The sequence below is a fragment of the Gemmatimonadota bacterium genome, from assembly GCA_026706345.1.
GTDB lineage: Bacteria > JAAXHH01 > JAAXHH01 > JAAXHH01 > JAAXHH01 > JAAXHH01.
This window is the reverse complement of sequence record JAPOYX010000020.1, coordinates 23479-45032: the sequence shown is the minus strand read 5'-3', so window position 1 is coordinate 45032 and position 21554 is coordinate 23479. Positions and strand designations below refer to the sequence as shown.

18 protein-coding genes and 1 tRNA gene are annotated in these 21554 nt (G+C 60.4%); 15 read left to right on the top strand and 4 right to left on the bottom strand.

The window, feature by feature from the left end; genetic code table 11:
- Nucleotides 1-38: 38 nt before the first annotated feature.
- Entirely contained in the window at nucleotides 39-2453 is a 2415-nt protein-coding gene (locus OXG98_02230; GenBank protein MCY3770831.1) for an ABC transporter permease, read from the top strand.
- 803 nt (nucleotides 2454-3256) lie between these two features.
- On the opposite strand, the gene OXG98_02225 is transcribed toward OXG98_02230, so the two are convergent.
- From OXG98_02225 to OXG98_02210, 4 genes are all read right to left on the bottom strand, one after another.
- Nucleotides 3257-3457 carry an AlpA family phage regulatory protein gene (locus tag OXG98_02225; GenBank protein MCY3770830.1) on the bottom strand — a complete coding sequence of 67 codons (201 nt, stop codon included), beginning with the start codon at nucleotides 3455-3457 and terminating at the stop codon, nucleotides 3257-3259.
- A gap of 151 nt (nucleotides 3458-3608) precedes the next feature.
- Complete coding sequence (locus OXG98_02220; GenBank protein ID MCY3770829.1) at nucleotides 3609-4097, bottom strand: hypothetical protein; 489 nt, start codon at nucleotides 4095-4097, stop codon at nucleotides 3609-3611.
- A 250-nt stretch (nucleotides 4098-4347) separates the two neighbouring features.
- The gene (locus tag OXG98_02215; protein ID MCY3770828.1) at nucleotides 4348-5052 is read right to left on the bottom strand and encodes an integrase family protein; all 705 of its coding nucleotides are present in this window, start codon (nucleotides 5050-5052) and stop codon (nucleotides 4348-4350) included.
- 315 nt (nucleotides 5053-5367) lie between these two features.
- Nucleotides 5368-5441 (bottom strand) — tRNA-Met (locus tag OXG98_02210).
- A 158-nt stretch (nucleotides 5442-5599) separates the two neighbouring features.
- Between OXG98_02210 and OXG98_02205 the strand changes: the two genes are divergently transcribed.
- The 14 genes from OXG98_02205 to OXG98_02140 all read left to right on the top strand — a co-directional run bounded on the left by OXG98_02205 (nucleotide 5600) and on the right by OXG98_02140 (nucleotide 21440).
- Nucleotides 5600-7024, top strand: a complete 1425-nt coding sequence (locus OXG98_02205) for an amino acid permease (protein ID MCY3770827.1) — start codon at nucleotides 5600-5602, stop codon at nucleotides 7022-7024.
- Nucleotides 7025-7032: 8 nt separating this feature from the next.
- On the top strand, nucleotides 7033-7965 hold the full coding sequence (locus tag OXG98_02200; GenBank protein MCY3770826.1) for a hypothetical protein: 933 nt from the start codon (nucleotides 7033-7035) through the stop codon (nucleotides 7963-7965).
- A gap of 25 nt (nucleotides 7966-7990) precedes the next feature.
- The gene (locus OXG98_02195; protein MCY3770825.1) at nucleotides 7991-9421 is read left to right on the top strand and encodes an extracellular solute-binding protein; all 1431 of its coding nucleotides are present in this window, start codon (nucleotides 7991-7993) and stop codon (nucleotides 9419-9421) included.
- Between the two features lie 111 nt (nucleotides 9422-9532).
- Nucleotides 9533-10636 carry an ABC transporter ATP-binding protein gene (locus OXG98_02190; protein MCY3770824.1) on the top strand — a complete coding sequence of 368 codons (1104 nt, stop codon included), beginning with the start codon at nucleotides 9533-9535 and terminating at the stop codon, nucleotides 10634-10636.
- Nucleotides 10637-10658: 22 nt separating this feature from the next.
- Entirely contained in the window at nucleotides 10659-12359 is a 1701-nt protein-coding gene (locus OXG98_02185; GenBank protein ID MCY3770823.1) for an iron ABC transporter permease, read from the top strand.
- 139 nt (nucleotides 12360-12498) lie between these two features.
- Nucleotides 12499-13188 carry a DUF502 domain-containing protein gene (locus OXG98_02180; protein MCY3770822.1) on the top strand — a complete coding sequence of 230 codons (690 nt, stop codon included), beginning with the start codon at nucleotides 12499-12501 and terminating at the stop codon, nucleotides 13186-13188.
- Between the two features lie 182 nt (nucleotides 13189-13370).
- Nucleotides 13371-14939, top strand: a complete 1569-nt coding sequence (gene cdaA, locus OXG98_02175; GenBank protein ID MCY3770821.1) for a diadenylate cyclase CdaA — start codon at nucleotides 13371-13373, stop codon at nucleotides 14937-14939.
- Nucleotides 14940-14973: 34 nt separating this feature from the next.
- The gene (locus tag OXG98_02170; protein MCY3770820.1) at nucleotides 14974-15987 is read left to right on the top strand and encodes a serine hydrolase; all 1014 of its coding nucleotides are present in this window, start codon (nucleotides 14974-14976) and stop codon (nucleotides 15985-15987) included.
- Nucleotides 15988-16108: 121 nt separating this feature from the next.
- Nucleotides 16109-16324 carry a hypothetical protein gene (locus tag OXG98_02165; protein MCY3770819.1) on the top strand — a complete coding sequence of 72 codons (216 nt, stop codon included), beginning with the start codon at nucleotides 16109-16111 and terminating at the stop codon, nucleotides 16322-16324.
- A 16-nt stretch (nucleotides 16325-16340) separates the two neighbouring features.
- Nucleotides 16341-17030, top strand: a complete 690-nt coding sequence (locus OXG98_02160; protein ID MCY3770818.1) for a DUF4159 domain-containing protein — start codon at nucleotides 16341-16343, stop codon at nucleotides 17028-17030.
- Between the two features lie 128 nt (nucleotides 17031-17158).
- Nucleotides 17159-17497 carry a hypothetical protein gene (locus OXG98_02155; GenBank protein ID MCY3770817.1) on the top strand — a complete coding sequence of 113 codons (339 nt, stop codon included), beginning with the start codon at nucleotides 17159-17161 and terminating at the stop codon, nucleotides 17495-17497.
- Nucleotides 17498-17742: 245 nt separating this feature from the next.
- On the top strand, nucleotides 17743-18762 hold the full coding sequence (locus OXG98_02150) for an ABC transporter permease (protein ID MCY3770816.1): 1020 nt from the start codon (nucleotides 17743-17745) through the stop codon (nucleotides 18760-18762).
- Nucleotides 18763-18828: 66 nt separating this feature from the next.
- Entirely contained in the window at nucleotides 18829-19866 is a 1038-nt protein-coding gene (locus OXG98_02145) for a substrate-binding domain-containing protein (GenBank protein MCY3770815.1), read from the top strand.
- A gap of 74 nt (nucleotides 19867-19940) precedes the next feature.
- The gene (locus OXG98_02140) at nucleotides 19941-21440 is read left to right on the top strand and encodes a sugar ABC transporter ATP-binding protein (GenBank protein MCY3770814.1); all 1500 of its coding nucleotides are present in this window, start codon (nucleotides 19941-19943) and stop codon (nucleotides 21438-21440) included.
- Nucleotides 21441-21554: the final 114 nt, after the last annotated feature.

Below are 21554 nucleotides of genomic sequence, written 5' to 3'. Positions count from 1 at the left end.
CCGGACGAGCGGGGCATACCGCAGACAGCACTCCCCATATGCCTTCCCATTATCTCAGAATCGCCGTCAGAACCTTCCTCAAACACAGATCCCACACGGCGTTGAACGTCAGCGGCCTGGCCGTGGCCATGGCGGCCTGTGTGTTGACCCTGTTGTACATAAAAGACGAGTGGACGTACGACGGTCACCATCGATACGCCCCTCATATCTTCCGCTTGATCAATAGCAACAACGCGCGCACGCCGGGCGCTCCGGCCACGATTCTGAAACGGAACTACCCGGAAGTCGCTAACGTAGTCCGAATGCGGGCGACCAGGGCCGTCTGGCTTGTGTCCTATGGGAATATAGAGTCCTATGAAGACCGGATATATTGGACGGAGAGTCCGCTGTTCGACGTATTCACCGTGCCGCTAGTCAAGGGCAATCCCGCAACCGCGTTAGAGGGACGATTCAAGGCCGTGCTTTCGGAGTCGATGGCCGGGAAGTACTTCGGCGAGGAAGACCCTATGGGAAAGATAATGCGCCTGGATGATACATTCGATTTCACGATAACGGGCGTTATGGAGGACTTCCCGCGTAACTCCCATTTCACCGCGGACATGTTACTGGCTTTTGATGCCAACGAAATTGATCGAATGGCAAACAACTGGTGGGAAGGAAACTATTACACGTATTTGCGGCTATACGATGGGAGCGCGGCGCCCGGGTTGACCTCCAAGTTTCAGTACTTCGTCGACGCCGAGATCAAATCCACCATACAACAAGATATCCAGGACTTTCGATTCGACCTGCAGCCGATGTCCTCGATTCATCTGCATTCCAACCTGCTCAACGAACTCGAGTCGAACAGCAGCGTCGCGTACGTCTATACCCTGATAACGGGTGCCGGGTTTCTGCTGCTGATCGCCTGCGTCAACTTCATCAATCTGTCCATGGTCCACGCGACGGCCCGCGTAAAGGAGGCGGGCCTTATGAACGTATTCGGCGCGGGTCGCTGGCGGATTGTAATGCAACACCTGGCGGGATCCGTGCTGATTTCAGGGCTGAACCTAGTACTGGCCGTTCTACTGGTCCTTTTTATGTTGCCCGCGTTCAATGCGATAATCGGGAAAATGCTAACCCTCGACCTCGCGGGACAGGGCGATATCTGGCTGGGAATGATAGCTGTAGCCGCTCTGACCGGGGTTGTGTCGGGCGGGGGAGTCGCCCTGGTTCTTTCGGGATCCAAACCGACGAATGCTCTGGGCAATCGTTTAAGCGCAACGATCGATTTTCCATCCATAAAGCGCATACTGATTACGACGCAGTTCTCCATGTCCATCATACTGATCGTCAGCACGGGCGTGGTTTATGGGCAGTTGCGCTACATGTTGGACCAATCGGTGGGTTTCGACAAATCCAACGTGGTCGTGATTCCGCTGACCCTGGACTTTGGCTTCGCCGACGGCCAGAGGAGATCTTCGGCAGCGTTCAAAGACGAGTTGCTGCGGTCGCCGAACATCGCGGGCGTGTCCACCGCGTTCTACGTGCCGGGACTGCCACCGGCGAGAGGGATCCTCGTGGACAGCATGGTTCGCGGCGTGGATGAACGTAACGTTTCCGGCTCCACGTTCATGCGTGTGTTGACCATTGATCATGACTTCTTTCAAACGCTGGGCATGAACCTGGTTATCGGGTCGCATCCACGGCCCCTAGATATGAGAACCTACAACCGTTACGACGAAAGGGACGTTTATCTGAACGAAACGGCTGTCCGGCATTTGGGGTGGCCGGCGCCGGAGGCCTCCCTGGACCGGGCTATTGATATTGTCTGGCCCAATATGACTCTGCCGGGAAGGGTGGCCGGCGTCGTCGAAGACTCCCATTTCCGGGCACTGTTTCATCCGGTGGAACCCATGTTGTATATGCTAGGCGGCGGTGAATACATGGTGGTGCGTTTTCAACCCGGAAACTCGGAGTCCGCTCTTGAAGACCTGGGAAGCATCTGGCAGTCCTATTATCCTGATATTCCCCTGGTCCATACCTTCCTGGAAGACAATATCGATCGGTTGTACGAGCCGGTGGAACGTCTTGGTGCCATTCTTGTGCTATGTGCTTCGCTTGCAACCCTGCTCACCTTTTTAGGGCTGTTCAATCTGGTCTCCCTGACTCTACGCCAGCGGTCGAAGGAAATCGGCGTCCGCAAGATACTGGGCGCGAACGTCTCTCAGGTCGTCTGGTTGTTGTCGAAGGAGTTCGCGGCCATGGCGGGCGCGGCCGTCTTGATCGCCTGTCCGATCGCCTACCTGGTCATGACGAGTTGGTTGCAGGATTTTGCCTATCGCACGTCGCCGTCGCCTGGCCTCTTCCTGTCGGTAGGCCTAGGTGTCGTGGTTATCGCGACGACCGCTGTGGGGGCTCACGTCTTGAAAGGGGCCCGATCGAATCCGGTCGACGCGCTGAGGTACGAATAGCACTGAGGCGGGGTGTACTCAAGGTATCCTTCCGGCTGCGGTTTTCGGTCCCGACGTCTCATGCCTTGACCGGTGCGACCTGCGGTTTTGCCAAACTATCAAGTCTCCCGCAGAGGAGTTGCAAGTTGCCTACGTGGTCCGTCCCGCCTTGACTACGGGCTGTGATGTGGTCAACGGTCAGGTTCAGCGGCTGGATTCGAGGTAGAGCCTGCCTTCGTTTTTGAGTTGTTCCATCTTTTCTTCAACAACACGCCACGGTTTCGTAATACCGTTAAACTCGTAAACAGGCCCTAGGTCACCTGATCGCGATATGGGCAATGCCCATGTGTTAGCAGGATCCCGATCAGGCGCGACCTACGGGCGTTTACGGGCGTCGTTCGAGCCGGAGGCGTCTCAGATTTATCATCACCGGACTTGACCGCTTCCGGGCTATCGTTTATCTTACTCTCCGTTCACAATCAAACCTGCTCCTTTGCCGGGTGGCTGCTGAATACAAGAGCCATTCTGAATACGGGTATCCTTACCCGTATGGCAAATAAGCAGAACTTCCACAAGCAGGTTATGGTTGTGAACACCGCCCGGCACCAAACATCGAGCGGTGTCCCTTTTGAAAGTCGATATTCACAAATCCCGTCGAAGTCCGATGGGGTTTTCTTTTTGACCGCTTTCATAGTCCTCCCGGGCGCACCTAACAAAAAGCCGTTTCCGGAACGGTATCAAAAGGCATTTACGCCACAATTTTAACTTCGCATTATGCACAAAATGGTTCGGATGGATTGTAACTCCCTTGAGAATCTGCACTGTTACTCCAACTCGCCGACAGCGCGAGGCCGGTTCGCCAGGTATTCGTCGATCTCGCTTTCCTTCCACCTGACCGCGCGCAGTCCTATGCGAATCGGCTCCGGAAACCTACCCTGCCTCATCAGCCTGTATGTCAAAAACCGGCCAATTCTGCACTTCTCCTGGACTTCCTTGCGCGTCAGCAGTCTTTCCTGAACAGCCATAGCATCCTCCCGGGTTGATCTGACGCTGCCGTCAAGTTTGTGCCGTGAAGATACCACGTATTCCTAAGAAGACCAGACCCTACAATGAGATGGATTTTAGGGGGCAAAAGGGGAGTAGCGGTGTTTAGTATGCGAGGTTTCGGAACGGACGTCAGTCGGGTGGGGAACCTGTCCTGATCCTCGTTTTGCGCCAGATCGTGCGCACTCTGCCGTACTTCATGCCGAGGCAGTCGGCGACCTCGTGACACGCCGAATAACGCTCGTCGGATTCATACGGCAGCCTCATTGCGTCGTGTGCTATTTCTATCATGTGGGCAATCTGGATGTCTCGCCTAAGATTCGTGATTCGGCTTCTGCCGACCGACTTTGGCTCAACGCATTCACCCGTCGCCACGTCCAATATCCATGTGATCGTGAAATCGGGCAGATTGTCGAGCATCGTCCTGTCGTCCTGCTTATCGTCGGACCTTAGATCTTTAAGGATTTCCTTCAACATCCTGTGAGCATTCCGGTCCCGCCTGGCCACGTAGACTTCTATTTCGTTGTTCAGTGCTGATTTGTTACATTCCGCGGCGTATTTGGCGATAGCGTCCAACCCTGCGGACAGGGACTCGATCTGTTGCCTGTAGTATTCAAGCAATTCGACGAGCAGAGGCGGCCAATCGCTGCGGTCCGGATACCGCCGCTTTCGGTCCTCGATGATACCGACGTGGATTCATTGCTAATGTCTTTTGATGCTCCGAATCTAGGTAATCGGCCCACCTTTGCAGCAGGTCGCGTCGCTTCTGCAGCGGGTCCCCGCGGGCGTAGCTGCGCTCTACCATGTTGCCGACCTCTTGGGCCAGCGCGGCCTCGCAGACTTCGCGCGGAAAATCCGTCTGTTCACCCGCCTAGGTCCGAAACGATGATCGGAACCCGTACGCCACGGTTTTCTTGCCAAGACCGATCTGCTTCAATGCCTTCATGGGCGTCGCGGAAGTCATGGGCGAGTGCGGCCTTGTCGTGGAAGGGAACACCAGACCGGATCTGTTGCGTAGCAGCATCGCCTCTTCAAGCACCTCGAGCGCCAAGCTCGAGAACGGGACGCGGTGGGTCTTGCCGCCCTTCATTCTGCGGCCGGGGATTTCCCACGTGGCGGCATCCAGGTCGATTTCGCTCCACGTAGCGCCCCGGGCTTCGTTGGACCGCGATGCGGTAAGTATCAGGAACAGCAGGCACAGCGTGGCCGAAAGCGACGACACGCCGGTGCGGATTATCCGGACGGCCTCCGGCATTTCCCAGTAGTCCAGCGCACGGAAATGATCCCTTGCCTTCGACATGGAAGGCAGGGCGCCGAGATAGGGCATGGCGTGGCGGTTTAAGACCTGCATCCAGACTTCGGCGTGCTTCTCGCTGGTCCACGTGGGCCTAAGCCCCTCGTGCGTCCTGCGGGCCGCCTCCCGGAACGTCGGTATTTTTGCCCTGCGCTTGATCGACCGCGGGTCCCTTCCATCGGCGATCGTGGCGCGGTTCTTAAAGGCTTTCTGCCATGCCTTTGCGAGCGGGACCACCGGATAGGCACCCAGGCCCATGTCGACGCGGCGGCCGTCGATCACGACCGCTGGATCCAGTTCTTTCTGCCGCCGGGCTTCACCGAGAGGTACAGCGTATCGTCTGCGCGGTAGAATCTCGGCTTGGAAATGGTCTTGCATTGCGTCGCGTTGAGTTTCCTCCTAATGTACAAACCCCCTTTTTGTACAAATTGAAACAGGGAGGGAATCTCATCCCCAGCCCCACATTTAGACCAACGGAATATGTTGGTATACAAGGGATTTCACGGGAACGCGCAAGAAAAAAGTAAACCCCCCGAAATCCTTGCGTATCGGGGGGTTTAGGGGAATTGGAAGGACCTGAAAAGAAGGGGGAGAATATAGCGGCGCAGGGATTCGAACCCCGGACACTCGGATTATGATTCCGATGCTCTGACCAACTGAGCTACGCCGCCTCGAATCGAGCATTCAAATATAGTGTTGGACGGAAAGTCTGTCAAGGTATTAACACGGAACCGACGCGGACTCAAACGCGATTGTTGTTGACCTGTAATTCCCGTTGCATTACACATGTTTGTGCTCTATTTCACAGGCATTTACGCCGAGGTGGGACTTGGCTGAAACAGAAGCACACTCCGCCGCCGCTCCGGCAGCCGAGGGCGCCGACGAAGGGCTGGTCCGGGGGCTGGGGCCCCTTGAAGCCACGACCATAATCGTGGGCGGGGTGATCGGTTCCGGCATCTTCCAGGCGCCGAGCGCCATCGCCTCCAACGTAGGCTCGCCGGGCATGAGCCTCCTCGTCTGGCTGGTCTGCGGACTTCTCGCCCTGTGCGGCGGGCTCTGCATCGCCGAACTGGGCGCCATGCTGCCCCGGACCGGAGGGCAGTACGTCTACATCCGCGAAGCCTACCGCAGACGCTGGGTCACCTTCATCTACGGATGGTCCGCCTTCTGGCTCGTGTGGCCGGTTTCCATTGCCGCCGTCGCCAACGTATTCGCCAATTACCTGGCCAGCGTGGTAAACATCATCACCGCCGACACGGGCGGGCAGGGGATCGTCCTGGGCGACGGCGCCCGGACGGTGATCGCCTCGGCCTGCGTGCTGGTCCTGATGACGATCAACGTGATCGGCGTCCGATGGAGCGGCAGGGTCACCAACCTCTTCACCTTCATCAAGATCGCCGCCCTGGGGGGACTGATCCTCCTGGGACTGTTCATGGCCGAAAAAGGGTCCATGGCCCATTTCTCGCCGCTGTTTGGCGGCGGCGGGGCAGCCGTGGGCGGATTCGCGCTGGGCGCCTTCGGCGCGGCCATGGTCACCGGCCTGTTCTCCTACGAAGGGTGGACCTTTTCCAGCTACGTTGCCGGGGAGATGCGCGATCCGCGCCGCAATCTCCCGCTGTCGATCATCGTCGGCATCCTCTTCGTAATCGTGATTTACATCGCGGCGAATTTCGTGTACATACTGGTTCTGCCTTTCGAGCAGGTGCAGACCTCGCAGTGGATCGCGGCCGACGTGATGAAGGTGCTGGTGGGCGACTGGGGCGCGCTTTTCATCTCGATGGGCGTCATGTGTTCCACTTTCGGAGGGGTCAACGTGCATATGCTTGTCGCTCCCCGCCTGTTTTTCGCTCAAAGCAGGGACGGACTTTTCTTCAAGGGGCTCAGCCGTGCGCACCCGAGGTTCCGCACACCGGCGGCATCCATTCTCGCCCAGGGCATTCTGGCCGCCCTGATCGCGCTGACGCCCAGCTTCGAGGAGATCATCTCCTACGGTTCCTTCACGTCGTATGCCTTTTCCATCCTCGCCATCGCCGCGGTCATCGTGCTGCGGTTCACCCGGCCCGATGCCCGGCGGCCCTACAGGACCTGGGGCTATCCGGTAACGCCGCTGCTCTTCCTTGCCGTGATCACCGGCTACCTGGTGTCGCTGCTGACCAACGTGGAGTTCATTTACAATACCCTTATCGGCCTGGCCATCGTCGCCGCCGGCTTTCCCTTCTACTTCTACTGGGAAAAGAAAAACCAAGGAAACTGAGGGATTTCATGCGGGATTTGCTTATCGTAGAACAAAACAGCGTCATTCGCTACGATGACGTGTCGCTCTCCCATCTGCAGGAAACCCTGGAAGCGTCCAGGGGCCTTTTCTGGCTGGACCTCGAGCAGATCACGGACGAAGACGCCGCGTTTCTGAGCGATTTCAAGGAGTTCGGCGCCCATCCCCTGTCGGTGAAGGCCTGCCGGGAAGTTTCGACGCGGCCCTACTCGGCGATGTTTCCGGGGTACCTGTTCGTAGTCGTACACGCGCAGGAGCGTCTGGACGCGCCGCCGGTCAAGCTGGGGTTCTTTCTGGCGCCCGACTATCTGGTTACCGTTCATTCCACCCCGCTGGCCTTTTTACAGAACGTCAAGGACCGGATTCAGCAGGATGCCCAGTTGATGCGGTCAACGGATCAGGCCGTCGCCCTGATCATGCAGGCGATCGCAGATCTCCAGGATCCGCTGGTATCCGAACTTGCCGCGGAGACGATCGTGCCGGACCGGGACCTGGAAGCCCGGTGGATTTACGACACCCAGCGCCGCCTCATCGACATGATTCATCTCATCAAACCCCAGTGCGAAATCGTACATTCCCTTTACAGCGGCGAGAAACTCTCCCTGCAGACGGATACGGTCGCCCAGCTGCAGGACGCGTACCACAGGTTCAGGAACATGGTCGATGTGCTGACGCGTCATTGGGAAATGCTGAACGACGCGGCCACGGCCGCCCAGACGAAAGCCCTCAGGAGAATCGACGCTTCCTCCCGGCGGCTGACCTTCCTGGTCGCCCTCTTGCTTCCCGTGCTCGTTTTATCTGTCGCGCTGGGGATCGACGATCCCCTGATGGGCAACGTGGGCAAACCGGCGGCCGCGGGTATCGGCCTGACGGTTTCGTTGCTGGTCGCCATCGTGCTGGTCCTCACAGCGAGAAAGCGATAAAGGATATCAACTCCCCGAGGTATCGTTGAATCGTCGGCCAGTCATCCGTTCCCTCATACGATGCTTCCTCTTCGCGGGCGTCTTCCTGCCTGCCGGCGTTCCGGACGCCGCTTCGGCACAGGACCGGCTGGTCATCGTCTCCCCTCACTGGGAAGGCATCCGTTACGAGTTCACCCGCGGGTTCGACGCCTTTTACCGGGCGGAGACCGGCCGCACGGCCGAGATCGAGTGGATGGACGTGGGCGGGACCTCCGAGATCATCCGTTTTATCAAATCCGAATATACCGGCAGGCCGGAAGGCATCGGCATCGACATGATGTTCGGCGGAGGCAGCGATCCGTTCATGGAACTGTCCCGTCTCGACCTGCTGGCGCCGTACAGACTTCCCGAGGCCCTGCTTTCCAAACTGCCCGCCGAGGTGGGCGGCTACCCGGTTTACGACGCGGGATACCGATGGTACGGTGCGACGATGGCGGGATTCGGCATCGTGTACAACAAGCGGGTGGCGCAACTCGTGGAACTGCCTCTGCCGGAAACCTGGGAAGACCTGACCGATCCGCGGCTGTATACGTGGGTCGGCGCCGCCGATCCCAGGAAGAGCGGCAGCGCGCATGTGCCCTTCGAGATCATCCTGCAGGTCTACGGTTGGAAAAGGGGCTGGCAGATCATTACCGCCCTGGGCGCGAACGCCCGGGGCTTCGCCGGTACGGGAAGCCAGGTGCCCAAGGACGTGACTTCGGGCGAAGTGGCCTACGGTATGGCCATTGATTTTTACGCCTGGGCCCAGATCAACGCCGTGGGACCAGACATGATCGGCTACACCATGCCGGACAACCTCACGATCCTGAATCCCGATGGCATATCCATTCTGAAGGGCGCGCCCAACATGGCCGTGGCGCAGTCGTTCCTGCGCTACATCCTGTCGGAGGCCGGCCAGCGCCTGTGGATGCAGAAACCCGACACGCCGGGCGGACCGGAGAGGTTCCAGCTGAACCGGTTCACCGTCCTGCCCGACCTGTACCAGCGCATCGATCCGGCCCATACCTCGGTCACCTTCAATCCCTTTACCTGGAGGTCGTCCTTCGTGTACGACGCCGGGAAAGGCGCGGCAAGGCGCCATATCGTCGATGATATGATCGGCGTCTTCGTCATCGACGCCCACGCGGCCTTGCAGCGCAGGTGGCGGCGCGCCATGGAAGAGGAGGATCTGGAGCGCGTCCTGCCCGCGCTGGGGGCCATGCCCATTACGGAGGAGGAATCCCTGGCCCTGGGCGACCGTTGGCGGGACCAGGCCTTCAGAAACCGTACCTTGCTCGCGTGGAGCAGGCTGGCGGCGGAGAAGTACGGCGCGGGCGCGGGATGGGCCGGCGCCAGGTACGTGCTTTTCTCCGGCAGCGGACTGGTTCTGGCGGGTATGGTTCTGTACCTTTGGAGGTTGAAGCGGCGAGGCGGGTGAAGACCCGGGATCCGCCCCGTCGAACGGTCCGGTTTCGTCCGTCGCAGACCGCGCGGCGGATGCGTGTTTTTTCATACCCTGAATGCTTTTTCATATCTTGGGATACCGAATATGGTGAGACTGACTCTGCAGGGAATAACCCGGAAATTCGGCGAAGTGACGGCGGTTGACGACGTATCGCTGAAGATCGCGAGAGGCGAGCTGTTCTTTCTCCTGGGTCCTTCCGGCTGTGGCAAGACCACTGTCCTGCGACTGATCGCCGGGTTCTATGCGCCCGATACGGGAAGCATCCTGTTCGACGACCAGGACGTAACCCGCACGCCTCCCCACAGGCGGAACACGGGAATGGTCTTCCAGAACTACGCCCTCTGGCCGCACATGTCCGTCTGGGAGAACGTGGCCTATGGACTCGGCCTGCGGAAGGTGCCGTCTTCAGAACAGAAGGACCGCGTCTCGGAGGCGCTCAGGATGGTGCGGATGGAAGCCTACGGGGAGCGGTCGCCGAACCAGTTGTCCGGCGGGCAGCAGCAGCGCGTGGCCCTTGCCCGGGCCCTCGTGATCCAACCCGGCGTGGTGCTGCTCGACGAGCCTCTGTCCAACCTGGACGCCAGGCTCCGGCTGGAAATGCGCGACGAGATCCGGCGTATTCACGACGAGACCGGCATGACGATGATCTATGTGACCCACGACCAGAAGGAAGCGCTTTCCATGGCGGACCGCATGGCCGTCATGGATATGGGGGCCGTTGCGCAGACCGGTGACCCGCGTTCGATCTACACCCGGCCGGCGAGTGCTTTCGTAGCCGACTTCATCGGGGAGACGAACTTCGTGGCCGGCAAATTGACGCGCGCGGAAACGCCCCTGGCGGTGGAGACGGCCGTGGGAGTGATTCACTCGACGGCGGAACCCGCCGAAAGTCTGTCGCCGGGTGACGAAGTCGTCTGTTCCATCCGGCCCGAGACGATACGGATCCTGAAACCGGACGGCACGGACGGCGATGACGGCGCGGACGGCGGAGACGAGAACATCCTGGCCGGGGTCGTCCAGCAGACCATGTACCTCGGTGAACACGAGCAGTATTCGGTCCGGCTGGATGACGGCACGCTGGTCAAAATGGTGGATCATCAGCCCGGCCGGCGACGTGCCGGGGCCGGTGCGTCCATCCGTCTGAAGTACGACGCCGCGCAGGTCGTCGTACTCGGGAAACCCGGATAGGGATACCGTGAAGCATACCCCCATGCCCCGTAACCGATTCGATCTGTCGGACCTGACCCCCGGCGTCATCGCCGTCCTGGGCATTCTCGTCCTGTTCTTCGGCCTATTCCTGTTCTATCCGCTTCTCCACGTCCTGTTGAACGCCTTCTACACGGACGAACGGTTCTCCATGGAGTTCTTCGGACTGATGCTGCAGAGCCCGGTCCAGCAGCGCGCCCTGTTGAACAGTTTCGAGCTGGGCATCGTCACCACCGCCCTGACGACGATCATCAGCCTGCCTATGGCCGTCGCTCTCGTACGGTACGATTTCATCGGCAAGGGGCTCCTGGGCGGACTCGCCCTCGTGCCCATGATCATGCCGCCCTTCGTGGGCGCCATCGGAATGAAGCAGATGTTCGCCCGGTTCGGCTCGATCAACCTGTTCCTCCTCGAAACGGGCCTCATCGACGCGCCCATCGACTGGTTCGGAGGCGGCGGATTCTGGGGCGTCGTCATCCTCGAGGCGCTGCACCTCTACCCCATCATGTACCTGAACATCGCCGCCGGGCTGGCCAACGTGGACCCCAGTCTGGAAGAGTCGGCGCGTAACGTGGGCGCGGGCGGCTTCCGCCTGTTTCGCACCATCACATTCCCGCTTATGCTGCCCGGATATTTCGCCGGCGCGATCATCGTATTCATCTGGGCCTTCACGGATCTGGGCACGCCGCTGATCTTCGAGTTCCGCGAGGTCGTGGCGGTCCAGATCTTCAACATGTCCACCGACATCCACGGGAATCCCCTGGGATACGCCCTGGTCGTCTTCGTCGTCCTGGTCACCCTGGCCCTGTTCTACCTGTCCAAGAAGTTCTTCGGCGGCCGCCACTACGAAATGGTCGCCCGAGGACACGTGATGTCGGCCTCGCGGCGCGCGACGAGCCTCGAGACCGTGCTGATATGGGGCATGCTCCTGTCCATCACCGGCATTGCGCTGATTCCCCACCTGAGCGTGGTCCTCACTTCCGTCACCGAGCGATGGTTCATGACCGTGCTTCCCTCCGACTACACCACGGCCTACTACGGTCAGATCTTCGAGCATGACCTGACTCTGCTCTCCATCAAGAACAGCCTCTGGCTGAGTGTGATGAGCACAATGATCGACATCCTGCTGGGGGTCGCCATCGCCTATCTGCTCACGCGCCGGCGCTTTCCGTTCCGGGACGCGCTGGACGCCGTGGCCATGCTGCCCCTCGCCCTGCCGGGCCTGGTACTCGCCTTCGGATACATCTCCGGTTTTTCGGGTACGGTGCTGGACGTCCGTGTTTCCCCCATACCCCTGCTGATCATCGCGTACGCCGTGCGGCGCCTGCCCTACATGGTCCGGGCGGCCTATGCCGGTTTCCAGCAGATGAGCATCACCCTGGAAGAGGCCTCCATGAACATGGGGGCCGGCCCCTTGCGGACGCTCTGGAAGATCACCATGCCCCTCGTGCTCGCCAACGTGGCCGCCGGCGCCATCCTTTCCTTTTCCTTCGCCATGCTGGAAGTGAGCGACAGCCTGATCCTGGCCATCAAGGAACAGTACTATCCCATTACCAAGGCCATATACAGTCTTATGGGCCGCATCGCGGACGGACCCTACATGGCCAGTGCCATGGGCATGCTGGGCATGGTCCTTTTGGCATGCAGTTTGCTAATTACAAGTAAAGTATTGGGGAAGAGAATGGGGCAACTGTTCAAGGTGTAGAACCAACGAACCGGAAAACGCGTACTATATGGGAGAGCAGAAGTGGCCGGAACCGCATCGCTGGCTGGCTGGATAGTCACGCAGTCACAAGATCGCCGCCGGCTGCACCGAGTGAACACTCCGAGTGGCGGTGCGTATCATGTCCACCTTCAATCTGGATCCCAAGCCCAGGCGTCAGTCCGCGTTAGCCCGCATCCGCCAGAACATAAAGCGTACGATGGTATCGGGCCTTATCGCGCTGGTTCCCCTGACGGCCACGGTGGCTGTGCTGAGCTGGCTGCTGACCTGGCTCGATTCCTTCGTGGCGCCGGTCATTCGCGGGCTGCTGGGCCTGGACACGCGCATACCCGGACTCGGGATCCTGCTCATGCTGGTCGTGATCTACCTGGCCGGCTTCGTGGCGTCCAACGTGTTGGGCAGGCGGGTGATCGCCTGGTTCGAGGACCAGGTGATGCGGCTGCCGGTCGCGCGGAGGGTGTACCACACGGTCAAGAAGCTGCTGGACACCTTCACCATGGCGGGGGAGACGCGGATCTGGAAGACGGTGCTGGTGGAGTATCCGCGGCGCGGCGCATGGATGGTCGCTTTCATTGTCGGCGAGATCCCGAGTGAAGACAACCGGAAGGAACTGGTCAGCGTATTCGTGCCCAACACCCCGAATCCCGCGGCAGGGCGTGTTGTGATCGTGCCGCGGCGGGACGTGATACCCGTGGATCTGCCCGTCGAGGAAGCCCTGGAATTCGTTGTTTCGGGCGGAACGGCGTTCAGCAACGTACTGACCCTGCCTTCGCTGCGGCCCGGTGAGCGGGCGGCACCTCCTTCCCGGTGAGCGGGCGGCACCTTCTTCCCGGAGCAGGCAGCCCGTTTGACGGAGGCCTGGACCGGAAATCGTTTTATTGGCAAAAGTTCCATATGCTCTTATCTTTATATGAATGAGCTCCTGATATGGATGAACGCCTGTCAACACGTGTTGTTGCATGACATGACCATCAATCCGGGGGATCCCCTTCGATGTTTGAACTGATCAACCTGATCAACCTGATCAGCCTGCTGGACATATTCATCATAGCGGCCCTGATCTACTTTCTCTACATGTGGCTGAAGGGCACGCGGGCTTATCATATCCTGATCGGCCTGGGCGGCCTGGGCATCCTTTACAGCATCGCGAATTGGAGCGGACTGCTCCTGACCAGCCAGATTCTGCAGTACCTCCTCGGTGTTATCCTGATCCTGATCATTGTCGTCTTCCAGCCGGAAATCAGGCAGTTGCTGGAGCGGGTCAGCCCCCTGGTCATTTTCAGACTTCAATCCAGTCCCATCTCCCGGCGCATTCTGAAGGAGATAACCGAGGCCTGTTTCGAATTGTCGGAGAAACGCATCGGCGGCCTGCTGGTCTTCCCCCGGGCGACCGGAATCTCCGGAGTCGTTCAGCATGGCGTCAAGCTCGACAGCCTTGTGAGCCAGGAATTGATCGTCAGCATCTTTCATCCGTCTTCGCCGATTCACGACGGCGCGATTATCGTGGAGAAGGATCGTGTGGTCGAAGCCGCCACCTATCTGCCGCTTTCGACCAGGGACCATCTTCCCCCCCGGTACGGCACGCGGCACCGGGCAGCCCTGGGCGTGTCGGAACTCGGCGATACGTTCTGCGTCGTGGTGTCCGAAGAAAGCGGCGAAGTGTCCGTGGCTTCCGGCGGCGATATATCGGCCGTGGCCGACCGGGAAAAACTATGGCAGATGCTGGAAAAATCGTTGCTGCCGATCGAGATTCCCCGGAGCAGGCCGTCGCTGCGGGAAGCAATAGATAAAATCGTCACCCTCCGGTCGGGATACCGGTTCAATCGCAACAACCTTACCGCCAAACTGGCGTCCATCGGATTAGCCTGCCTGCTCTGGTTTGTCCTGATCGGACAGCAACGCTCCGAAGTACCCATAACCGCCGCGCTGGAGTTTCAGAACATCCCGGCGAACATCGAGTTGATCAGCATTTCGCCCAACGAGGTGAACGTATGGGTTCGGGGTCCCCAGGGCAGTATATCCACGCTTACGGCGGATCAGGTACGCGTAATGGTCGATCTGGACGATATCGAGCCCCGGACCCATACCATGCCCCTCACGGAAGCGAACGTCGAATTGCCTTTCGGTTTCGAAGCCACCTCGATCGATCCGAGAATCCTCACCGTCAACTCCGATCGCATCGTGAGCAGGCGAATCATGATCGATCACGAACTGTCGGGTAAACTCCCGGAGGGTCTGGAAATCCTGCGTGTCACCGTTGAACCGCCCTCGGTGCCTATAACGGGCCGGGAAATGGAACTCGACCAGATCGAGCGGGTGGTGACTTCGCCCTCGATCGAGCTTTCCGAACTTACCGCCAGCCGGATCTTCGATTGCCGGCTGAAAATCCTGCCGCCGGATCTGTCCTTTACGTCGTTCAGTATCGAGAACCGCGAGGTCAGGGTCCATATCGATCTGCAACCCGTCGGAGCGGGTCAGTCGGTCTCGGAAGGGGCAGATGGCCCGAATCAGGTTGCGTCTTCCCTGCGGGCGCGCCGGGACAACCGGCTTGATTCACCTTGACTTAGAGATATCCCCCGTCCTATAATCACAACCTATGAACAGAGCCGCATCGATCTGGCCCGGGGCGTCATGGGTATCCTGCGCCTTGCTGCTTTCTGCCGTTTCAGCCGTTTCAGCCTTTACGAACACGGGACCCGCCTTCGGGCTTACCCCGGGGAGCGTATCGAACGGGGTTGAAGTCCCGGCCGAAGAGATACATGCGTCCGTGCCGGCTGCCGGTGAAACTTCCCCCGACAGGGCCGAGGCGCCGGCCGCCAGATCAACCGCGCGGCGGGCGGAAATCCGCGTACGTGCCCGGGCCGCGCTTGTCATCGACATCCAGAAGGGCGAGGTGATCTACCAGAAGAATGCCACATCGCCGTTCCCGGTCGCGAGTATCACGAAGCTGATGACCGCGGTGACCTACATGCGGATGAATCCGGATCTTGAAAAGCGCGTGAGTATTAGGCGAAAGGACGTATACCGGGCGAACTGGACGAAACTCAGGTACAGGGAACAGGTCTCGGCGACGGATCTGCTCTACGCCACCCTGATCGCTTCGGACAACGCGGCGGCGCGCGCGCTGGCACGTGCATCGGGCCTGACCATGGAAGTATTTGTGGACCGCATGAATGAGACGGCGGCCTCGCTTGGCCTGTCAAACTCCCGTTTTACCGAACCCACGGGGCTGGACGCGGGCAATGTATCTACGGCAGTGGATTGCGTGGCCCTCCTGTGGACCGCGCTGCAGGACGAACTGCTGGCGGAAATCCTGTTGGCCCGGGAGTACAGGTTCGGAACGAACAGGCGCACGCATACCATCCGGACCACCAATCGGCTGGTGCGCGATACGGCGTCCGAAAGGCAGTGGGAGGGTGTCGGGAGCAAAACCGGTTATATCCGCAGGGCCGGATACTGTCTCGTCATGCGGGCGCTTGGCGACTCGGGCGATGACATTTACGCCGTTATTCTTGGCGGGCCGACCAGCCGGACCCGGTTCACGGACATGAGGCGCCTGCTGGACTGGAGCATGAAGGACACCGAACGGCCCGCGAGGGTCGACGGGTAGCCGGTATCGCAACGAAGACGAGTGAGCGGCTTCCGACCGGACGCGGTTTAAGCAACGGACGTTGGAGCGGCGCACGTTAGAGTAATATGGTTTAAGCAGCGCACGGTTTGTTTACGTACGTTTGAGCAGCGGAACATACAAGCGGCACGAAGGAGAAAGTATGCTGGCGACGATTGGTTTCAGCGTGATTGGTACCATCATCCTGGGCCTTGTGGCGATCGGCCTGGTCTACCTCATGGCCCTCGCGGGGGGCGGCCAGCGCGTACGCGCACCCGGGCGCCGCCCGGGCGGCCGAGCGCGGCCGGGGCGGACCACCGGAACCGGCGGTCGCAGATGATCGGAGGTTTTTCGCAATGACCTCCTTTCAAAGATGGATGACCGCCCTCCTGCTCTGCGGCCTCGCCTCGGGGTGGACGCATTCCGAAGGGGGAGCGGCTGAAAGCGAAAACGGCAGGCTGACTATTGCGCGGATGAAGTACGACGGCGGGGGCGACTGGTACAACGACCCCGAGGCGATTCCCAACCTGGCCCGGGAACTGCAACTGCGCGCGGGCATCGAGACGAACCTGGATCAGCGCGTCGTTACCCTGACCGACGACCGGCTGTTCTCTTCACCCGTCCTCTTCATGACCGGCCACGGCGAAGTGAAGTGGACCGGGCCGGAAGTCCGGAACCTGCGCAAGTATCTCACGCACGGCGGATTCCTCTATGCCGATGACGACTACGGCATGGACAGGGCATTCCGCAGGGAGATGAAGCGAGTCTTTCCCGACCAGGAATTCGTCGAGTTGCCCTTCACCCACCCGATCTATCACATCATCTACGATTTCCCGGCCGGCCCGCCCAAACATCATGAGCACGACGGAAAGCCGCCCCAGGGGTTCGGGCTCTTCCACGACGGACGCCTGGTGGTGTATTACACGTACGAAAGCAATGTGAGCGACGGCTGGGCCGACGAAAAGACCCACAACGATCCGCCTGCGAAACGGGAGACCGCCTTCAGAATGGGGATCAACATCATCGCATACGCGCTCTATCGTTGACGGGGAAGCTCCGGGTCGGTATACTGAAACCCGGAAGGCGAAATGGGCGTCTAAGCCTGTAGAAGACCTTTCATCCGGCAAACCGCAGATCAAAGATCCACGAAGGATCCAGATAAAGGAGCACCGTTATGAACCTCTGGCAAACGATTAAGTCGGAATTGGACGGGCCGATCGAAACCGTCCGCAAAAGTCTGTCCGGCGCGCTGGACATGGCGGAAGATCTCACGCGTAAGGGGCGGGTCAAGCTGGAGATCCAGTCGGCCCGGGCCGATATCCGCAACCAGCTGACCGAACTGGGCGGCCGTGTCCACCAGATGGTAGTCGAGGACGGTATCACCGATGTGTCGGGAGACACGGAGGTGACGGGCATTCTGGACCGCATCAAGGAGTTGCAGGGGAACATAGCGGACCGGGAAGAGGAACTGCGCCGCGAGGATACGGAACAGACGGAGAAGAAAGCCTCCTGACACGGCGTTTTTCGCCGTGTACCAACCTGGTTTGCAGGCAGCCCCGACATGACGCAGCATTGTGCCGGGGCTTTTTATTTGTGTTTTCATTTGTGACGGTTCGGCTGGCTTCCGGCATGTCAGCCGCCTCTCGCCTTTCCTCCCTCCTTCAGGTTTTCCTTGATTTTGACCGCCACTCCCGTACCATTCAGGACATCGGATACAGCACCAGAACCTGTCGAACCCCTGGAAAACCGGCCCCGTCCATGCTTCGTATCCTGCTCGGCTCCCAGCAAACGGGACTGATCCTCGTTATCCTCCTGCTCGGCGCGGTACTCTCCGTTTTCGCGGGGTATCACGCGGACCGAACGACGGGCGAACTCGTCAACAACTTCCTGAATTCGCGCACCCTGATGCAGACGGCCACCGACGCCAGTTTCTTCGTGATCATGGCGGTCGGTGCGACCATGGTCATCATATCCGGCGGAATCGATCTTTCGGTCGGTTCCATCTACGCCCTCTCCGGGGTAATGACCGCCATGGTGTTGCGGTCCGTGGCGCCGGAGAGTCCCGTCGCGGTAGTCACGCTGGCCGTCCTGGTCTGTGTTTGCCTCGGCCTGCTGTGCGGCCTGCTGAACGGCGTCATGGTGGTCGGACTTCGCGTCCATCCCTTTATCGTCACTCTGGGCACCATGTGGGTCTTCCGGGGCATTGCCTTCGTGATCAGCGAAGCGGAGAGCATACTCGTGCCGCAGCCCCTGACCGACGCGATCAAGCTGTCCTTCGGTTCCGACGCGCTCTATCCCATGCCCATGATCATCATGCTCCTGATCACCGCCGCCGGCGCGGTTTACCTGTCCCGCACGGTCATGGGACGCCACATATTCGCCGTGGGCGGCAACCTGGAGGCCAGCCGGTATGCCGGCCTGAGGATCGACCGTATCCTGGTCGGTGTGTACGTGGTTTCAGGACTCACCGCGGGGATCGCGGCGCTGGTGGGCAGCAGCTACTACGGGTCGGCCTCCTGTGCCGACGCCACGGGATACGAACTTTACGTCATCGCCTCGGCGGTCGTCGGCGGCGCCAGCCTGCGTGGGGGCAGGGGCAGCGCGGTCAACGCCATGCTGGGGGCCATGCTGATCGTCCTGATTCGACAATCCATCCGCACCCTGCACCTGGACCAGAACTACGAATGGGTCGTAATCGGTTGCGCGATCATCATCGCGGTGGTCCTCGACCAGGTGAACCGGCGCCTCACGGCGCGCAAGCTGGCCGGAGCGGGCTAGGTTCATGACCGGTCATATCTATCAGAGTCCATGTCAAGTCGGATCTATCAGAAAGGAACGGGATCGATGATGGTATGCAAAAGACGGCTGAAGACCCTGGTCCTGTCGGCCCTCGGCATATTCGCTTTCGGCACGGGTTGCGGGGGAACCGCGCCGCCTGACGACAACCGGCTCGTGATCTCCATGATCGCCAAGAGCACGACGAATCCCGTGTTCCTTTCCTCCCGTACCGGCGCGGAGGCCGCGGCCGGCGAGTTGTCGGCCGAGCACGGCATCGACATCGTGATCGACTGGCGCACGCCGCCGACGGAGGACGGCCAGGTCCAGGCGCAGCGTATCGCGCAGGCCGTAAACGAAGGGGCCGACGTGGTCCTGATCTCCTGTTCGGACGCCGCCAAGGTCACGGGCGCCATCAATGACGCGGTGGATCGGGGCGTGCCGGTCATGACCTTCGACAGCGATGCCCCCGAATCCAGGCGGTTCGCCTTCTTCGGCGTGGACGACATCAAGACCGGCGGACTGATCATGGAAGAGCTGGCCCTGGCGATGAACGGCAAGGGCCGCGTGGCCATCCTCGCGGGCAACCAGAACGCGCCGAACCTGCGCAAGCGCGTGGAAGGCGTCCTGCAGAAGGCCGCGGAGTACCCGGAGATCTCGATCGTGGGCACCTTCTACCACATAGAAACCCCCCAGGACGCCGCCGCCGAGGTGGTGCGCGTAAACAATGCCTACCCCGACATCGACGGATGGGCCATGGTCGGCGGATGGGCGCTGTTCACCCAGTCTCTGCTGACCGACCTCGACCCCGAGCGCATGAAGATCATCTCAGTGGACGCGCTGCCGCCCCAACTGACCTACATCGAGCAGGGCATCGTACCCGTGCTATGGGGACAGCCCACCTACCTGTGGGGTTACGAATCCGTCCGGCTGATCGTCGAGAAGATCTACCTGAAGCAGGACGTGCCTGTCATCAACCCGCTCGAACTGGTCCACGTATCACAGAATAACCTGGGCGAATGGGCGAAGATGCTCCAGGGATGGGGGTTTACGGACGTACCCGAGCGGTACCTGCAGACGGAGGAACCGCCTTCCTCGGACGACTGATCCGGACGCTTCAGTCGGATCTCGCGGGAAACCCCGGACAGCTTCCTCGCGGGCGAGAGACCCCGGATAGCTCCATGGACCGCAACACGCCTGATGCATACATCGCTTTCGAACGAGTCACCAAGCGGTTTCCGGGTGTGACGGCGCTCGACGGCGTCACCTTCGGTGTAGAAGCGGGTTCCTGTCACGCCGTGGTGGGCGAAAACGGCGCCGGCAAGAGTACGCTGGGACGGATCCTGACCGGTATCTACGGGATGGACGGCGGCCAGATACGCATTGACGGCCGGCCCGTTCAGTTTTACGAACCACGGGACGCACTTGACCTGGGTATCGGCATGGTCCACCAGGAACTCGCATTCTGCGAGAACCTGTCCGTCGCCGAGAACCTCTGTCTCGGCGCCCTGCCCGGCAGGGGAGGGTTCGTCTCCGATCGAAGGATGGAAGAGCGGGCCCGGCAAATGCTAGCAGCGGTTGAAGCCGACATGGACGTGGGAACGCCCATCGGCGATCTGCCCGTCGCCCAGCAGCAACTCGTGCAGATCGCGGCGGCCCTGGGCAGCGGCGCCCGCGTGATCGTCTTCGATGAACCGACCAGCAGCCTGTCCCACGTGGAAGCCGAACGGTTACGGGAGCATATCCGGCATCTCAAGGCGAAGGGCGTAACGTCGATCTACATCTCCCACGACCTGGACGAGATCTTCCGCCTGTGCGACGTCGTGACGGTGCTTCGCGACGGCCGGCACGTGGCTACCCGCCCGGTCGCCGACCTCGACCGACCTACGCTGATCAATCTGATGATCGGGCGTACCTTCGAGGCCTATTTCCCTTCCCACGTGCAGGCCGAACCCGGTAACGAGATGCTGGGCGTGGACGGACTCTCCAGTCCCGGGAAGTTCGAGCGCGTGCCATTCTCCGTGCGGGCCGGGGAAGTACTCGCCCTGGCCGGCCTGGTGGGCGCGGGCCGGACCGAAGTGCTGCAGGCCATATTCGGGCTGGATCCCATGGCCACGGGGCAGATACGTGTCCGGGGCCGGCCGGTGAGCATCCGGCGTCCGATCGACGCGATGCGGACGGGCATCGGGCTCGTGCCCGAAGACCGCAAGCGATTCGGTCTCGTCCTTTCGCTTCGCGTGGAACAGAACATCGGCCTTCCCACCCTAAACCACCGCTCCGAATTCGGATGGATCCGCGGGAAAGGGGAAGAAGACCTGGCGCGGGAATATGTAAAACGACTATCGGTACGGCCGGACGATGTCCGGTACGACACGGCGGGTCTGTCGGGCGGGAATCAGCAGAAGGTGGTCCTGGCCAAGTGGCTGGCCGCACGGTGTCCCGTCCTCCTGATCGACGAACCCACCAGGGGTGTGGACGTGGGCGCCAAGTCGGAGATGCACGCCCTGATCGACCAACTGGCCCACGAAGGCACGGCCATTGTGCTCGTGTCGAGCGAATTGCCGGAGGTGCTCAACCTTTCAACACGGATCATGGTGCTCCGCTCGGGTCGAATCGCCGGGGAACTGTCCCGCGAGGAAGCGGATCAGGGTACGGTGATGCGGATGATGGCGGGGGTGTAGGGGAGGGTTTCTGAGTTCACTTCCTTTCGTCCGATCCCGATGCTTAAAATCAAGACCACGCAGTAGTTTTGGCTTTTACCTTCGATTGATCATGGTCTGAATATAGTCGTGACT

Excerpts from the sequence above, each read along its gene's own strand:
- OXG98_02230 (MCY3770831.1), top strand. The coding sequence starts at position 39 with ATGCCTTCCCATTATCTCAGAATCGCCGTCAGAACCTTCCTCAAACAC.
- OXG98_02225 (MCY3770830.1), bottom strand. The coding sequence starts at position 3,457 with ATGGCTGTTCAGGAAAGACTGCTGACGCGCAAGGAAGTCCAGGAGAAG.
- OXG98_02200 (MCY3770826.1), top strand. The coding sequence starts at position 7,033 with ATGCGGGATTTGCTTATCGTAGAACAAAACAGCGTCATTCGCTACGAT.
- OXG98_02190 (MCY3770824.1), top strand. The coding sequence starts at position 9,533 with ATGGTGAGACTGACTCTGCAGGGAATAACCCGGAAATTCGGCGAAGTG.
- OXG98_02185 (MCY3770823.1), top strand. The coding sequence starts at position 10,659 with ATGCCCCGTAACCGATTCGATCTGTCGGACCTGACCCCCGGCGTCATC.
- OXG98_02180 (MCY3770822.1), top strand. The coding sequence starts at position 12,499 with ATGTCCACCTTCAATCTGGATCCCAAGCCCAGGCGTCAGTCCGCGTTA.
- cdaA (MCY3770821.1), top strand. The coding sequence starts at position 13,371 with ATGTTTGAACTGATCAACCTGATCAACCTGATCAGCCTGCTGGACATA.
- OXG98_02170 (MCY3770820.1), top strand. The coding sequence starts at position 14,974 with ATGAACAGAGCCGCATCGATCTGGCCCGGGGCGTCATGGGTATCCTGC.
- OXG98_02160 (MCY3770818.1), top strand. The coding sequence starts at position 16,341 with ATGACCTCCTTTCAAAGATGGATGACCGCCCTCCTGCTCTGCGGCCTC.
- OXG98_02155 (MCY3770817.1), top strand. The coding sequence starts at position 17,159 with ATGAACCTCTGGCAAACGATTAAGTCGGAATTGGACGGGCCGATCGAA.
- OXG98_02150 (MCY3770816.1), top strand. The coding sequence starts at position 17,743 with ATGCTTCGTATCCTGCTCGGCTCCCAGCAAACGGGACTGATCCTCGTT.
- OXG98_02145 (MCY3770815.1), top strand. The coding sequence starts at position 18,829 with ATGATGGTATGCAAAAGACGGCTGAAGACCCTGGTCCTGTCGGCCCTC.
- OXG98_02140 (MCY3770814.1), top strand. The coding sequence starts at position 19,941 with ATGGACCGCAACACGCCTGATGCATACATCGCTTTCGAACGAGTCACC.